Raw genomic sequence first — 14782 nt, forward strand, 5'->3', positions numbered from 1 at the left:
ACAAATAAGACGCTGTTTATTAACATATAAAGGGATAATTTTGCAAGAGATGAATACTAAAATTGTATTTTTAGCGTTGATATTTATTTTTTTGTTCTCAGGTACACTATTTGGGCAGGAAAGCTACAAGACTTTGGTCTACGAAGGCAACAAAAAATTTAATGCTAATGATTATGATGGCGCTTCTTCAAAGTTTATGGAAGCTATAAAATCTAATTCTAATGATTTTACGGCTCACTATAATTTAGGAAACGCTTTGTATAAAAGAAAAATGTATCAGGATGCGAAAGAAGAGTATGCAAAAGCAGAAAAACTTTCTCAGACTTTACCAGATAAAGCTGCGGCGCTTCATAATCTGGGAAATACAATGATGCAGATGAATCAGCATGAGAAGGCGGCAGATTATTATAAACAATCTCTCAAACAAGATCCTTACAACGAGGCAACTAGAAAAAACTATGAAATTGCCAAGTTGAAACAATTGGAAAAGGAGAGAAATAAAAGCCAGCAAAATGACCAATCCGGTAAAAACGGAGGCGGTGAAGACCAAAATAAAGGTGAGAAAGGTGATTCTAAAAATGAAAAAAAGAATCAGGGAAATGGTCCTCAGCAAGATAAAGGTCAAGACGATAAGTCTAAAGGAAAAGGCGGAGGTGGAAAACTTCCAAAAGAATTAGAAAAAGCTATATTGGATAGTATTGAAGGCAGAGAAAAGAAAACTGCTAAAAGAATTATAAAAGGATCTTATTCAAAGCCGCAAAGCAACGAGAAAGATTGGTGATGACACAAAAAATTATTTACGTTTTGCTTACTCTTGTATCTGTAATTTCTTACGGACAGGTACAATTTACTATGAAATCGGATAAAACCGATTACAACGGTAAAGAAATCGTAAATCTTACAATTGTTCTGGAATTAAACGGAGATTTAATTCAGCAGAGTAAACTACAACTTCCTGATTTATCAAAGTTTAATATGATTGGAAATGGATCTTTCAGCCAAGCTGTAAGAGATCCTGAAACGAATGTGGCAGTAGACCAGTATGTTACCAGAATTGCACTTGAGCCTAAACAAAAAGGTAAGATAAAAGTAGGTTCTGTATTGGTTACGATAAATAACAAAATTTACAAAACGGAACCTTTCGATATTTTTATTAAAGATATTGAGAAAAAAACGATAGCAAATGTTTCCAATGATGTCTATCTCAATATGGAAATTGAAGATCGTGAAGTTTATCAGGATCAACCAACAATAGCGGTTTTGAGGGTTTATTCTAGAAGCATAGATAATCTTAGGAAAGTAAAAAACATCAGACTTCCTGAGCAGGAAAATATCAATGTACATCCCGTTAATTTCAAAAGATCAGAAATTGATCCTTCCGGATATGCAAATATGGCATCTCAGGTTTTGGCGGTGTTTATGGTGTTTCCAAATGAAGCTGGTTATGTAGAAGTTCCTGCAGTTTCAGCTTCTGTGAATAGTTTTTCTGTTAAAAATAAAATTGCATCCAACAAAGTAAAGCTCAACGTAAAAAAACTTCCTGAAGGTTCTCCCGAATCTTTCAAAAATGCGGTTGGAAATTTCAAGGTGGATGTTTTTCATTCATCAAAAGATAAAGTAGAGGCGAAAAAGCCGGTAAATGTAACAGTAAAAGTTTCCGGTGAAGGAAATCTTGCTGATATGAGTCTTCCTAAAATTGAAGAATCGCCTGATTACGATATTTTTGCACCAAGAATTACTTCTCATGTAAGTGCAGGAATTTCAGGAATGAAAGGTGAGATTTTAGCTAAATATATTCTGATTCCCAAGAAAGCCGGAGATCTAATTGTAAAAACTGAACCTTTTGCTTTTTTCAATCCTGCAGAAAAGGAATATGTAAATCTCGGACAAGAAAAATTAGACTTAACAGCATTTTCACATGATGAGGTTTTAGAAGCAAGATCTACGGTTGAAAAAGTTAACGATTATACCAATACTTTGCTTGAAACTGTTGATAGTCCGGTTTTGAAAACTACTTCTTTTAAAGTAAAAGAAAAAAGTAAGTTCAACTGGAATGTACTTTTTATCAATATTGCAATATTATTTGGGTTGTTTGTTGCTTATATGGTGTTTAAATATTGGCAAAAAAATCGAAATATAATTAAAGAAAAACCAACTCCAAAACCTTTAGGTTCTGTAGCGGAAACCGAAAGAGAAATCAGAGAAAGTTTAAAAACAGACATCACAGATTATTTTGCCTATCTTGAAAATATTAAGACTTCAGGAGATTATCCAAAGTTTTTTCAAACCTTTGAAGAAATGGATTTAGAAGTAAGAAAGCAGTATTTTCAAAGCTCCAAAGAAGATTTTAAACAATTCCTGGAAAGGCATAATGGAAGTTTTGTTGCTGAAAATTATCAGGAATTACTACATAAAGTTCAAATGGAGAAATACTCTCCAATTACCTCAGAAGACTCTTTAAATGACTTATTGACGGATATCGTTAAATTATACTCTGTAATTAGTAAATAATCATTTTTTATTCATAATTTTGCGAAATTAATAATCGTAAGGTATGGAGGTTTTCAATAGTTTCTCTTTAAAGGAGGTAATTACCAGTTTTATGGTACTTTTCGCTGTGATCGATATTATTGGTTCGGTTCCGATTGTAGTAAGCTTACAGCAAAAATTCGGACAAATCGAAGCGGGTAGAGCATCAATTACAGCAGGATTTATTATGATTGTATTTCTTTTTGTAGGGAATAAAATCTTGAAATTTATTGGTGTTGATGTTAATTCATTTGCAATTGCCGGAGCTTTTGTTATTTTTATTATTGCTCTCGAGATGATTTTAGGAATTGAGATCAACAAAACAACCGAAGCAAAATCTGCATCCATTGTTCCGATTGCATTTCCCTTGGTTGCAGGAGCGGGAACTTTAACTACGACTCTGTCTTTAAGAGCAGAGTTTCATGATATTAACATTATTTGTGGCATCATTCTCAATACAATTTTCGTATATTTGGTGCTGAAATCTGCGAAGTGGATTGAGAAGAAGATGGGGGAGGCGTCATTGGCAATTCTTCAGAAAGTTTTCGGGATTATTCTACTGGCAATTTCAATTAAATTATTTACCGCAAATTTTGCGCAGTTGGTGCAGAATTATATAAATTTTTAAATCATGCAGAAGTTTTATAAAGTATTTTTAATCGTATTTTTAGTAATTATCGCAATCAATACGTATGCAATCGACTGGAATTCAGATATTACGTCTGAAGATAATGTGAAATTTTTAATCTCAATCGCTTGTGGACTTTTAGGAGTAGGTTTACTTTTCATCCTCAACACTTGGAGCAAAATTGGAGCAAAGAAGTAATTCTTTCCTATATAAAATATAAAAACTCTTTTATTGCGAAAGAGTTTTTTTTTGGTGTAAATATATATTTAAAAATGGTGCTGATGATTTATTCAAATCATCAAGATAACTTTGTCAACTTACCTTGATGATTTAAGAAGCTTATCTTGATGAATTGAAGGTTTGATGTACACCAATTTTTTATTAATGATTTAGAACTAAATTTTTCAAAACCGCTTCAGATTTCAGCTCAGTCTCATTCCATTCTTTTTCTGGATTGCTTTGAGCTGTAATTCCGCCTCCTACAAAGAGATGAACAGAGTCTTTATATAATCTTGCACAACGAAGATTCACAAAATACTGAATGTAATCATCCGTTTCGATCTTGATATAACCCGCATATAATTCTCTCGGAAATTTTTCAACTTTTTCAATAATTTCCTTGCAAAAATCTTTAGGAATTCCGCAAACTGCAGGAGTTGGATGAAGTTCCTGAATGATGGAATCTAAATTTTCTGGATTTATTTTTAATTTAAAATCTGTTCGTAAATGTTTGATATTTCCTGAAATATGGTCACAAGTTTCCGATTCCTGAATAGAATTTGAATCACTGAATTTCTGTAAAATATTTCTGATGTAAGATGAAACCGGTTTTTGTTCTTCAATTTCCTTTTCTGTCCATTCTTCAGAAACAGGAATTGTTCCGGCTAAACTCATTGTTTCAAACTCATGAGTCGACTTGTTGAATTTTCCTAAAACTTCAGAAAAAGCACCCAACCACGAAGTTTCTCCATGAAAAAACAAATATTTAAAAGCATTTGGATAGTTTTTGCAAAGATTGAGAAAGCTGCTTTTTAAATCAATTTCATTAAAATCTTTAACTATTTTTCTCCTTGAAAGAACCAATTTGGGAAGATCGTTTTCTTTAATAATTTCAATAACATCTTCCAGTTTTTGAAGATATTCTTCTTTATTTTCAGCTTCAAACTGAGTTTTATCTTCAGGTAGAATTTCTGAACTGATTTTTAAATGATCAAATTCCGACTGATTTTTATCGATGACTTTACCCTTAATTTCAATCTTCTCAATGTTATTAAAAGAATGAAAATTGATAGAATTGATATTTGAATTTTCGTCTGTAGAATAGAGTCTCTCGTCAAATGGAAATTTGAAATAAATCATAATGTTTGAGCTTTAAGAAAGCCATTACTTAGAAATAAAAAACGAAATTCCTAAACTGATTTTCCTTTCAACAAAGGTATTATTAGTCTTAAAAATGTCAAAATCAAATGAAGAGTTTTTTAATGAAAGATTGTTGATTTTATAATGTTGATATTCTGCATCAATTAAAAAACGCTTTAAAACCCGATATTGCAGACCAAAAGAAAATCCAAAATTGATTTGATTGCTTTTAAAATCATCCAGTTTATTTAAAATATTGTTTTCCGGAACTAAAAACTGTATTTTGTAGTTATTTTTATTAGCTAAAACCCCAATGAACGGACGGAAATTTCTCCATTCATAAATGGCTTTTAACTCTAAAATATATTCAAAGTGTTTATTGTTAAATCTTTGAAAAAGCAAAGGTTGATTGTCTTCAGAAAAGTAAAAGCCGTCGAGGTAAGTTTCTTCTTTATTGGCATTCAAATCAAATGTAGAATTCCAATGGGAAGTATTTGCAGAAAGCATTAAAGAAAAATTAGGATTGATGATACTTTTAGAAATCCAGATTCCTAAGTCTTGGCCGAACTGTAGATTTTTTTCTGAAATGTTTTCTGCCCAACTTGCTTTTTTAAAACCAATTCCTGCCTGAATTCCGAACTGAAGTTTATTGTTTGAAATTTTCTTTAATTGCTCTTGAAGCTCTTCTTTGTCTATATTTTGTTGAACGCTATTTATTTCTTTTGTCAGAATTTCGTGAGAAGAAAACATCAGATTTGCAGGTTTTAATTTAACTGCTTTTTCAAGATAAATGGTATCATAAACAATCACTTTTTCATAAATGTAAACGGTGTCCGTTTTTTTACGCTGAGCAAAAATTGAAATTGTAAAGATGACAGAAAAAAGGAAAACGATTTTTTTTAAAAGCATAGTTAGTTGACTTTTATCTTTCTATAAAAACAGTGTCTCTCTGAATGATTTTCTTTACAATAATTACTTTGTGAGAAGCTGTTTCAGAAGAATCTTTATTAGTCTTATTTCTTGAAGATACTGAGTTTTTTGTTGTAACGGACGGTTTTTCTGTTTTTAAATTTTCTTTGATTTCAATGTTTGGATTTTGAGATATTTCTTCGATTTCTAAATTTTTTCCTAAAATTATTTTGTCATGATTATTGACTTGATTTCCTGAAATTAGAACCATATTTTTATTGGATTCAGATGAGATAATATTCAAATTGTCTTTGGTGAAAACATGATTTTTAGGATTAAAAAACAAAACTGATCCGACAATAATAATGAAAAACGTCAATCCAATAATTGCTTTCTCTTTCCAATGATTTTGGTTTGAAGAAAATGTAATCGTATTACTATTTATATCTGAAGGAATTTCAAAATTCTGTGTTGTAGAAATTTCAAAATTTGAAAATTTCGACTGGAGGGTTTGTGCCCATAATAAATTATCAAATCCTAAGAAAATTAAAATCTGTGCTGTTTTGTTTTTCGGAGTTTCACTGTTTAAAAAATGAGTCAATAAATAGTTTTGAACTGATTTTTTCGCCCTCATCAAATGTGATTTTGAAGTATTCACAGGAATCTCCAAAATACCCGAAATTTCCGCATGAGAATAGTTTTCGATATAGTATAAATTGAAAACCGACTTATGATGAGAAGGCAAACTGTCGATAGATTTCAACAGCTCTTCTCTTGTAAAATCGTATGCTAAAATGTGTTTTTTCTCGTCCATTGCAGATGTGGTCATTTCGGTCAGTGTATCTGGGATTTCTGATGGTTCGGTAGTGATGAAAGTGTCTTTACTGGTTTTTCGGATGTATTGCAGTGCATTGTTAACTACAATTTTTTTAAGCCAACCAAAAATTGCCTGTTCATCTTTCAACTGATGGTTCTTCTGGATTGCCGCAATAAAACTGTCCTGCACAATATCTTCCGCAGTCTGAATGTCTGCGATATATCTGCGACAAATCCCCAAAAGTTTTGGGGAATAGTCGAGATAGATTTTTTGCCAGTTTAGTTTTGTTTGCATTTTAAAGTTTTACAACTGTAATGTTATTAAAACTTGAATCAAAATTTAAATTTTGAATACTTTGAGTTTCTACATTATTAATATATACTTTAAACTCAATGTCATTAGGATCCTGTCTTATCATATAAATATTTTGATCCATTACTTTTAAATCTTTTATCAATGGGTTTGATAGATTTGGAGTATGAATTATATTTCCGTTTTTATAATAATAATCATTACCTGCATTAGTGTAACAATCATTTTCGTCTAACGCAGGTTTTCCTCCGTAAAATCCATTTGGCAATAAAGGTAGAGTTACTTGGATGTTTGTTTGAAGATTTTTATAAAATTGCTGACACGAAAAAAAAACATTATTATCATTGGAAATAACATTTGTGTTTTGATAACTTACAGTAGAAGAATCAAACAAAGGATTAAATGTTGTATTTTTAAAATAACCACTTTTACGTATTCCATTTTCTTTTTTAATAGCTCCTACGTAAACATCAGAATTAAATTCTGTTATTGTACATTGATCATTATATGCCAATATATCTGTAAATAATAAATTCTTTATTCCGTTTTTCCAATAACAGAATTCTGCTAAGGTTGTTGAAGAAACGCTTGCCCAAGTATATCCGACAAAAAAGATGTTGCCATTCTTAATATATATATCAAAAATATCAATTACAGATGTACTAGGTATTCCTAATTCTTGTTTATAAGTAGTATAATTTCCATTTTTCCAGAATCCATATCTGCCTTTTACATAGACATTATTATTGTCTACAAATATTTTTGTTGGTGTTTCATTTGTAGTTAGATTATAATTTAATAAGTGCTTTACATTATTTTTCCAATAACAAAAATCTCCATTATCCTTACCTGATATGTAAACATCATATGAAGCATTTTTTTGTTCAAGTCCTTCATCAACATCATTCTCCCTACAAGAAAATACAAATGTCAACAGTAAAATGAACGGTAAAATTAAATTTCTCATGGTTATTCTTTTCTTTAAAGATGAAAAAATATAAAAAGGTTGCAGTAGATTTTAATAAAATACAACAGGTTTAATAATCTTAGGGATTTTCACGATATGATAAGGTTGAGTAATCACTGCGGTTACATCTCCCTGAAGTAATTTCTCTACATCAACTTCAATATTTTGCGCATTTTCATCAATTGTCATTATGTCAACAGAATGTCCACCATTTGGATAAACTGCATCAACGACGAGAATAATCATAAACTGGTTAAAATCAATATTAGTTTCTGTAAAACCTGAAGAAGGATGATTATTCGGACCATCAATTTGATTCAGGAAATTTGTCCATTGCGTAGAATTTGTGATCACTGTATTTTGTGGTGGAGCGTATGATGACCCCATAAGATTTCCTTTTCCAATCAACTGAAAGTTAATTTGGGCTTTGCTTTCAACTTGTTCTTCATCTTCATTACGACACGAAATCGAAATAAATAAGATGGAACATAATAAAAGAAGTAAATGTTTTTTCATGATGTATAAATTTAAGGGTTTCTTTATATAAGATGAAAAAAAATAAAAAGGTTGCAGCGGAATATGAAAAAAGACTCAAAATCTTGAGTCTCTAATTTGTTTAAAATGAATTTCTTATCGGTTGATAATATTATTGGTCATTGTAGTGTGATTGATGAGCTGACCTTTTTCATCACGAATTTCAATTTCAGAAACGTGCATTGTTTTTCCTTTTCTGATGAATCTTGCGATTGCGGTTACCATTCCGTCTTTTTTACTTCGTAAATGATTGGAATTAATGTTAGTTCCTACTCCAAAATACTTACTGCCATCAATGAAAATATTAGACAGGCTAGAACCCATTGTTTCGGCCAAAACACAACTTGCTCCACCATGCATAATTCCGAAAGGCTGATGAATATTTGGCGTAACCGGCATTGTTGCAGTAAGAGTTTCATTCTCCAAATCAATATCAATGAACCTGATACCAATCGTTTTAGCAAAAGTTTCCTCACCCCAATTGTTGATGAATTCTAATATTTCTGCTTTGGTTTTATCTTTAGTGTACATAATTTTTTTTATGTGTAATGAATAATTGGTAATGAATAATTTTGCTCTAACTTCTAACTTCTAACTTCTAACTTCTAACTTCTAACTTCTTCCGCATCTGCTCCCATCAAATTGGGATTCCAGTTGGCAGGGATTTTTGGTCCGATGTCGTTTTTAATATAATAATCCTGAATTTCCTGCATCACTTCTGCGAAACTTGCGGTTTCTAATCGTTCGTAAGGAATTTGGTAGCCTAAATAAACAATATTTCTCTTAAAATCTCCGGCAGCCAAAACAATAGGAACTTTTGCCGCCAAAGCCATGTGATAAAAACCTTTTCTCCATTTCGGAACCCAGCTTCTCGTTCCTTCCGGAGTAATTACCAAGCTGAAATCTTCTTTTTTAAATTCATTAGCCACAAAATTAATTAAGTCGTTTTTCTGGCTTCTGTCGATTCCGATTCCGCCTAAACTTCTTACGATTGCGCCATACCAAGCTTTTGTATGAGCGTCTTTAATAATGATTTTAAGTTTTTTTCCTAATTTCCAATAGGCTAAATTTCCCAAAAGATATTCCATATTGTGAGTATGTGGTGCTACAACAAGAATACATCTGTCGAGATTTTTAACGTCGCCTTGAAGAACGACTTTCCAACCCAGAATTTTCAGTATCAGACTGCCTATCAGCTTTTTCATATATATTATATTTAAAACAAAAAAGTATAACCAAACTTTGGTTATACTCTACAAATATATTGAAATATTGTCGCTCTTAAAATAAACTGCTGATTAAATCTGCGATTTTTACTGCAATTTCTAAAACTACTTGTACCATGGTTTAATTTTTTTGTGTTTGTTTTTTGTGGAATTTGAATACACGAATATACAAAGATTTTGTGATATAAAACACTTTCTATTGAAATTTTTTATAAATTTTTGAGAGAAGAAGAGTGTGAATTTCAAACGGTTGTCATTCACTCACACCTTCTGCACTCTCTAAAGTTTAATTATTTGGTTTTAATAGAATATTCTTTTTTTCCGTCTTTTATTTTAATGTCAACATCTTTCATTTTATCAATATTCATCTTCATGGTATCCATTATCTTTTTAGCTTCATCTTTTTGATATTTCTTTCCGTTGATAATCACGCTGTCTTTATCATTATCGCTGTATTCTATTGTAGAACCGTTGATTGATATTTTATTCTTTTCAATTTCCAAAGTATTATCATTTCCATCGCTGTCATCGTTATCTTCTTCGTTATCATTGATTCCGTTTCCATCTGCGTCGCCGTCTATATTGATGTCGTCTTTTAATGAAATTACAACTGAAGTTTTAGGAATTACCAATTCATAATCAACGTGATAATTTCTATTTCTGTGATCATAAGGATATTTGATGTAGTTTGGAAGTAAGATTTTATTACCTACAATCTCTACCGGAACACTTACGTTAAGAGGAATATTATAACCTTTTGCATCTTTTTTAATGATTAAATAAGGAGTTTTAATATTTTCTTTTCTCGTTACTTCTACATAGATATGATCCCTGTCGTACACCAATTTTTTGTCAGAATAAATATCATCATCATATCCCGTAAAGTTCTGAGGAATCGTGATTTGTTTTACATCTACATAAAGACTGTCTGAAGTTGTGTTGATGGCAATTTCTTCTACATCTTCTTTATGACCTTTGAAAAACATTTCTCTTTTTGCCATACTCAATCCGAAGAATGTTCCTAATCCGATTACTGTTAAGAATAAGGCTCCTAAAACCCAACCGATATTTCTCAATTTAGTTTTTGGTGAGAAAATTTTAATACTCAACAAGCTAAAAAGGATAGCCGGAATTAAAGATCCTACGATAATGATTGCTGCCAAAACATTATACAAGCCATCATCATCAAAGTAAAACTTCATTTCGTTTGCTCCCGGAAAGTTTGAATCTATTCCGAAAAGTCCGAATACTACAAATACTCCTATAATACTTCCTACTGCCATGAATGCGAAGAATCCACCGATGATATATTTTAAAACGTTCCAAACTCCGCTTCCTGCATTGTCAATGTAAGGTTTGTTTTCAATGAAAATTTCTCCTGCTCTTGTTGTTGTTTCATTAGCAAACTGTACAATTTTGCCAGATTCTTCCTTTAAATTATCAAAATTCAGAGGTTTACCTTTCATTTTCAAAAAATCTGAAGCTGTAGTAGCGATCGGTAAAATTGCCCAAAGAATTATATAAAGAAGAGGTATAAATAACATTACTGGTGCGCCAAAACATAAGATAATAAATGCTCCAACCCAGATCAGTCTCATTCCTGTAATATCTATTCCGAAATAAGCTGCTAAACCTGCACAAACTCCGGCGATTTTTTGTCTTTCAGAATCACGGAACAATTGTCTTTTGTCACTGTATCTCGTTCCTGAAAAACTTGTTTTTGTATTTTTTTCAGAATAATAAGCTTCTTCCTGCTCCTCGATTTTCTCCGGAGAACCGATTTGTGCCATTACTCTTTCTACATCGGTATCATTAATTACTTCACGTTTTCCTAAAGTATCTCTGAAGATTTCAACAATTCTGATCTCGATATCATGAATTACCTCATCTGCTTCAGAAGCATCCATAGAGTTTCTCAGAGCATTAAGATAGTCGCTGAGCTTTATATATGCGTGTTCTTCTATTGTAAAAGAAAAACCTGCGAGTCCTATTGAGAGTGTCTTGTTCATAGCTTTTGTTTTTAGTGTTTTTGAGTAATTTGGGTTACAGAATCGGTTAATTCTTTCCAGGTGTTTTGTAATTCAGATAAAAACGTTTTGCCTTTTTCTGTAATCTGATAATATTTTCTGGGCGGTCCTCCTGTAGATTCTTCCCATCTGTAGGAGAGAAATTCTCCGTTTTTCAGTCTGGTTAAAAGAGGGTAGAGGGTTCCTTCCACTACATCCAGTTTTCCTTTTTTCAGTTCATCAATCAGGTCAGAAACATACATTTCTCTATTGTTGATGAGGCTTAAAATACAGAATTCCAGAATCCCTTTTCGCATTTGCGCTTTGGTATTTTCGGTATTCATCTTTAATGGGTTTTGTTAATTAGTTATATATTTTCAGCTTTCGGTTCCTAGCTAGTTGAACCTATTCCGATTTTACATTACAAAGATATGTAATTAAAATGGTAATATGCAATACAAAGTAGTGAAATTATTTTTAAAATTAATTTAAACAATTGATAATCAGTTGTATAATTTTTGTTCTAAATTTTATCGCTGGATTAAATATTAGAAATAAGATGAATTTTTGCATCTAAATTTCTATATTTGTTATCAACTAAAACCTAAATTAACTCGAAATGAATTCTGGAAAACTACCATTAATGTTAGTATGTTTTGGGATGTTTTGTAATGCTCAAAATTATTTTGAGCTGCAGAATGTTTCCAAAACATACAATGTGATTGCAAATATCGAAAGTTGCGGAGAGAATAAATGCAATGGAAAAGCAACAATAGATCTTTATGATAAAAGTACGATGAAGAAATATCAGACTTTATCTTCATCGAATTTTTATTTAGATTTTGATGAAATCAGAAAACCTATTCTCGATTCATTGAAAAACTCAATTATTTTTGATGATTTTAATTTTGACGGAATTGATGATGTTGCGGTGAGAAACGGGAATAGCAACAATAAAAATCCTTTCTATGAAGTTTACATCAATGATTCTGCGAAACAATTTGTTTTAAATAATGACTTTAATGATTTGATTCATTCTAAATCAGGAATGTTTAAAACCGATTCGGCACGTCAAAGAATTATTACTTATCAAGAAAATGGGTGCTGCTGGAATCTTAGTTCAGAATATCAATTTTTCCCGAACAAAGGTTTAGTTAAAGTTCTGGAGTTTGAAGAAGACACAAGAGATCCCAAAAAAGTTGTTACCGTAAAAAGAGAATTTATAGATTACAAATGGTTTTCAAAAACAACAACTTATCCAAAAGAACTATATTCTAAAGAAAAATAATGAAAATACAGAAAGAAATCGATTTTATTGTGGCAGTTGACGCACTGAAAAACGTACAGAGAAGAAACTACAATGCAGATGATTCCAGAAGAGAAAATACAGCCGAACATTCTTGGCAGATAATTATTTTAGCACAAATTCTTTTTCCTTACGCAAAAAACAGAACCGATATCGATTTGTTGAGAGTAATCAGAATGCTTTCTATCCACGATTTGGTGGAAATTGAGGCGGGAGACACTTTCCTTTTTGACGAAGCTGCAATGGTCGGAAAATTTGAAAGAGAAAAACTTTCCGCTCAAAATATTTTCGGAATTTTGGATGAACCCCTTCGCTCCGAGTTTTTTAATCTTTGGTTAGAATTTGAAGAAGAACAAACTCCCGATGCTATTTTTGCCTGTGCGATTGATCGAATTATGCCATTTATTTTAAACTCTCATACTTCCGGAAAAAGCTGGACTGAAGCTAAAGTGACCGAACTGCAAATCAGAAATATGTTGGAAAACGCAATCAGCCGAGCTTCTGATGAAATGGGAGAAGCTTTTCAAGCGTTACTGAATTTAAGTTTAGAATCGGAAAAGGTTTTGAGATAAATTGTAATGGATTTATTAAAAATATGTTGTTATAGGTAATTTGGTAGTTGTATTGTAATTTTTCGTGCTATTATTTGAATTTTAATCATTTTTAAATTGATATATTTGTTTAATAATTATTTTAATTAAATTTTATGAAAAAAACTCTACTTTCTATTGCCGTTTTAGCGGTAAACTTGTTTTATTCACAAGTAACAATTGGTTCGGGAACCAGAACGGACTCGAATGTTGGTTTGTCTACTCCTATATCCATTTATTACGGATATAGTTTGTCTCAGCAGATTTATTTGGCAAGTGAAATTGGCCCTGCAATGAATATTCAACAGCTAAAATTTTATGTTCAAAACCCGATCACTTCATTAAGCAATACAGCGCAGGTTGATGTTTGGATTGGGCATACAAATGCAACTAATTTCCAAAATGTAGTAAGCACAACAGGAGCAGGATGGATTCCTGTTTCGCAACAACAAAAAGTTTTAACGACGGGAACTCTTTCTTATACAGGGAATGAAGTTACCATTACTTTGACGACTCCATTTGCTTATAATGGAACTCAAAATTTGGTGATTACTGTTGATGAAAATAAATCGGGTGATAATGGTAATTCTTATCCTTTCTACCAAACAGTTGATTATACTAATGATGTTACGTTAATTAACAGAAGTGATACTGTTAATCCTGATCCGCTAAATCCACCGACAAATTATACGGGTCCAAATTCAACAGCAACAACTGAAGTTCAAGGAAAGAAATACAAAGCTATTCTTACTTTGATTGCTCAAAATTTAGGAGTTGCTGATGCAAGGACTGTGGGAGATGCTTCAATAACTCCAAATCCTGCATCCGACTTTGTGACGATTAAAACTAAACTAACCATTGATTCTGTTGATATATTGGATCTGAATGGTAGAAAAGTTTTAAATAACCTTTCATTAAATAATGATAAGATTGATATAAGAGAACTCTCTTCTGGAGTTTATATACTTAAAATTAATTACAAAGAAGGACTTTCTACAACAAAGAAAATTATTAAAAAATAAAAGTTTCGGCGGGCAAAGCCCGCCGAAACCGCAGAAAAAAATAATTTGAGATTGAGTTTCGGCAACCGAAGGTTGCCGAAACTTTTCATTTATAGAATTTGAATTGGTTTCTTAAATTCATCAATTGCAACAAAAGTAAAATCTCCTACAATCGCTTTTTCTCTTTCATAAGAATACATTTGCTCGGTATAGATTTCTACGCTTACTTTCATACTTGTATTTCCAACGTGCGAAACTTTCCCGATTAATTCTACAATTGTTCCTGCAGGAATTGGCTTTTTAAAGTCAATTTTATCGCTGCTTACGGTTACTACGCGTTTTCTGGCAAATCTTGTAGCGGTAATAAATGCAACTTCATCCATCAGTTGCATGGCGGTTCCTCCGAAAAGAGTGTCGTAATGATTGGTTGTATTGGGGAAAACGGCTTTGAAAATTCGGGTTTCCGATGATTGAATTCTTTCTTCTGTAGTCATATTTCATTATTAAATTAAAGCGAAAATGAAATATTACTGGAATCCACAGAATAATTCAGGAATATAAAATTCCCGAAAAACTATAAGATCAATAAACTTCAAAT

Annotated in this window: 17 protein-coding genes; 7 read left to right on the forward strand and 10 right to left on the reverse strand. The window is 31.7% G+C overall.

Annotated elements, in window-relative coordinates; all coding sequences use genetic code 11:
• Positions 1 to 49 precede the first annotated feature (49 nt).
• Genes OEA66_RS10980 through OEA66_RS10995 form a run of 4 tightly spaced genes read left to right on the forward strand, consistent with a single transcriptional unit; the run spans position 50 to position 3355 of the window.
• Positions 50 to 781, forward strand: coding sequence for a tetratricopeptide repeat protein (locus OEA66_RS10980; protein WP_267281408.1), 732 nt, complete (start codon positions 50 to 52; stop codon positions 779 to 781).
• On the forward strand, positions 781 to 2511 hold the full coding sequence (locus OEA66_RS10985; RefSeq protein ID WP_267281409.1) for a BatD family protein: 1731 nt from the start codon (positions 781 to 783) through the stop codon (positions 2509 to 2511). The genes OEA66_RS10980 and OEA66_RS10985 overlap by 1 nt, the downstream gene beginning before the upstream one ends.
• Before the next feature lie 43 nt (positions 2512 to 2554).
• Positions 2555 to 3157 carry a MarC family protein gene (locus OEA66_RS10990; protein ID WP_267281410.1) on the forward strand — a complete coding sequence of 201 codons (603 nt, stop codon included), beginning with the start codon at positions 2555 to 2557 and terminating at the stop codon, positions 3155 to 3157.
• A gap of 3 nt (positions 3158 to 3160) precedes the next feature.
• A complete protein-coding gene (locus tag OEA66_RS10995; RefSeq protein WP_267281411.1) occupies positions 3161 to 3355 on the forward strand; it encodes a hypothetical protein in 195 nt (64 codons plus the stop codon).
• A 183-nt stretch (positions 3356 to 3538) separates the two neighbouring features.
• Here OEA66_RS10995 and OEA66_RS11000 read toward each other — a convergent pair whose 3' ends face one another.
• The 9 genes from OEA66_RS11000 to OEA66_RS11040 all read right to left on the reverse strand — a co-directional run bounded on the left by OEA66_RS11000 (position 3539) and on the right by OEA66_RS11040 (position 11631).
• On the reverse strand, positions 3539 to 4516 hold the full coding sequence (locus tag OEA66_RS11000; protein ID WP_267281412.1) for a chorismate-binding protein: 978 nt from the start codon (positions 4514 to 4516) through the stop codon (positions 3539 to 3541).
• 24 nt (positions 4517 to 4540) lie between these two features.
• Positions 4541 to 5425, reverse strand: coding sequence for an outer membrane beta-barrel protein (locus tag OEA66_RS11005; protein ID WP_267281413.1), 885 nt, complete (start codon positions 5423 to 5425; stop codon positions 4541 to 4543).
• Between the two features lie 13 nt (positions 5426 to 5438).
• Positions 5439 to 6536 carry an RNA polymerase sigma factor gene (locus OEA66_RS11010; protein ID WP_267281414.1) on the reverse strand — a complete coding sequence of 366 codons (1098 nt, stop codon included), beginning with the start codon at positions 6534 to 6536 and terminating at the stop codon, positions 5439 to 5441.
• 1 nt (position 6537) lies between these two features.
• On the reverse strand, positions 6538 to 7521 hold the full coding sequence (locus OEA66_RS11015) for a hypothetical protein (protein ID WP_267281415.1): 984 nt from the start codon (positions 7519 to 7521) through the stop codon (positions 6538 to 6540).
• A 51-nt stretch (positions 7522 to 7572) separates the two neighbouring features.
• Positions 7573 to 8037, reverse strand: coding sequence for a hypothetical protein (locus tag OEA66_RS11020; protein WP_267281416.1), 465 nt, complete (start codon positions 8035 to 8037; stop codon positions 7573 to 7575).
• 114 nt (positions 8038 to 8151) lie between these two features.
• On the reverse strand, positions 8152 to 8586 hold the full coding sequence (locus OEA66_RS11025; protein WP_267281417.1) for a PaaI family thioesterase: 435 nt from the start codon (positions 8584 to 8586) through the stop codon (positions 8152 to 8154).
• A 74-nt stretch (positions 8587 to 8660) separates the two neighbouring features.
• Positions 8661 to 9260: a 1-acyl-sn-glycerol-3-phosphate acyltransferase gene (locus OEA66_RS11030; protein WP_267281418.1), complete on the reverse strand. Its 600-nt coding sequence runs from the start codon at positions 9258 to 9260 to the stop codon at positions 8661 to 8663.
• Positions 9261 to 9571: 311 nt separating this feature from the next.
• Positions 9572 to 11290 carry a PspC domain-containing protein gene (locus tag OEA66_RS11035; protein WP_267281419.1) on the reverse strand — a complete coding sequence of 573 codons (1719 nt, stop codon included), beginning with the start codon at positions 11288 to 11290 and terminating at the stop codon, positions 9572 to 9574.
• Positions 11291 to 11301: 11 nt separating this feature from the next.
• Positions 11302 to 11631: a PadR family transcriptional regulator gene (locus tag OEA66_RS11040; protein ID WP_267266714.1), complete on the reverse strand. Its 330-nt coding sequence runs from the start codon at positions 11629 to 11631 to the stop codon at positions 11302 to 11304.
• A gap of 275 nt (positions 11632 to 11906) precedes the next feature.
• Here OEA66_RS11040 and OEA66_RS11045 point away from each other — a divergent pair, with 275 nt between their 5' ends.
• From OEA66_RS11045 to OEA66_RS11055, 3 genes are all read left to right on the forward strand, one after another.
• A complete protein-coding gene (locus OEA66_RS11045; RefSeq protein ID WP_267281420.1) occupies positions 11907 to 12575 on the forward strand; it encodes an XAC2610-related protein in 669 nt (222 codons plus the stop codon).
• On the forward strand, positions 12575 to 13165 hold the full coding sequence (locus OEA66_RS11050) for an HD domain-containing protein (protein WP_267281421.1): 591 nt from the start codon (positions 12575 to 12577) through the stop codon (positions 13163 to 13165). Before OEA66_RS11045 ends, OEA66_RS11050 begins: the two co-directional genes overlap by 1 nt.
• Positions 13166 to 13299: 134 nt before the next feature.
• Complete coding sequence (locus OEA66_RS11055) at positions 13300 to 14205, forward strand: T9SS type A sorting domain-containing protein (protein WP_267281422.1); 906 nt, start codon at positions 13300 to 13302, stop codon at positions 14203 to 14205.
• An 89-nt stretch (positions 14206 to 14294) separates the two neighbouring features.
• Here the strand turns inward: OEA66_RS11055 and OEA66_RS11060 are convergent, their stop codons facing one another.
• The gene (locus OEA66_RS11060) at positions 14295 to 14678 is read right to left on the reverse strand and encodes an acyl-CoA thioesterase (RefSeq protein ID WP_267266710.1); all 384 of its coding nucleotides are present in this window, start codon (positions 14676 to 14678) and stop codon (positions 14295 to 14297) included.
• Positions 14679 to 14782: the final 104 nt, after the last annotated feature.

This window comes from Chryseobacterium luquanense (assembly GCF_026460945.1).
Taxonomy (GTDB): Bacteria; Bacteroidota; Bacteroidia; order Flavobacteriales; family Weeksellaceae; genus Chryseobacterium; species Chryseobacterium luquanense.

Coding starts and splice junctions, on each gene's coding strand:
- OEA66_RS11000 (WP_267281412.1), bottom strand. CDS start 4,516: ATGATTTATTTCAAATTTCCATTTGACGAGAGACTCTATTCTACAGAC.
- OEA66_RS11060 (WP_267266710.1), bottom strand. CDS start 14,678: ATGACTACAGAAGAAAGAATTCAATCATCGGAAACCCGAATTTTCAAA.
- OEA66_RS11030 (WP_267281418.1), bottom strand. CDS start 9,260: ATGAAAAAGCTGATAGGCAGTCTGATACTGAAAATTCTGGGTTGGAAA.
- OEA66_RS10980 (WP_267281408.1), top strand. CDS start 50: ATGAATACTAAAATTGTATTTTTAGCGTTGATATTTATTTTTTTGTTC.
- OEA66_RS11020 (WP_267281416.1), bottom strand. CDS start 8,037: ATGAAAAAACATTTACTTCTTTTATTATGTTCCATCTTATTTATTTCG.
- OEA66_RS11050 (WP_267281421.1), top strand. CDS start 12,575: ATGAAAATACAGAAAGAAATCGATTTTATTGTGGCAGTTGACGCACTG.
- OEA66_RS11040 (WP_267266714.1), bottom strand. CDS start 11,631: ATGAATACCGAAAATACCAAAGCGCAAATGCGAAAAGGGATTCTGGAA.
- OEA66_RS11035 (WP_267281419.1), bottom strand. CDS start 11,290: ATGAACAAGACACTCTCAATAGGACTCGCAGGTTTTTCTTTTACAATA.
- OEA66_RS10985 (WP_267281409.1), top strand. CDS start 781: ATGACACAAAAAATTATTTACGTTTTGCTTACTCTTGTATCTGTAATT.
- OEA66_RS11015 (WP_267281415.1), bottom strand. CDS start 7,521: ATGAGAAATTTAATTTTACCGTTCATTTTACTGTTGACATTTGTATTT.
- OEA66_RS11005 (WP_267281413.1), bottom strand. CDS start 5,425: ATGCTTTTAAAAAAAATCGTTTTCCTTTTTTCTGTCATCTTTACAATT.
- OEA66_RS11055 (WP_267281422.1), top strand. CDS start 13,300: ATGAAAAAAACTCTACTTTCTATTGCCGTTTTAGCGGTAAACTTGTTT.
- OEA66_RS11010 (WP_267281414.1), bottom strand. CDS start 6,536: ATGCAAACAAAACTAAACTGGCAAAAAATCTATCTCGACTATTCCCCA.
- OEA66_RS11025 (WP_267281417.1), bottom strand. CDS start 8,586: ATGTACACTAAAGATAAAACCAAAGCAGAAATATTAGAATTCATCAAC.
- OEA66_RS10990 (WP_267281410.1), top strand. CDS start 2,555: ATGGAGGTTTTCAATAGTTTCTCTTTAAAGGAGGTAATTACCAGTTTT.
- OEA66_RS10995 (WP_267281411.1), top strand. CDS start 3,161: ATGCAGAAGTTTTATAAAGTATTTTTAATCGTATTTTTAGTAATTATC.
- OEA66_RS11045 (WP_267281420.1), top strand. CDS start 11,907: ATGAATTCTGGAAAACTACCATTAATGTTAGTATGTTTTGGGATGTTT.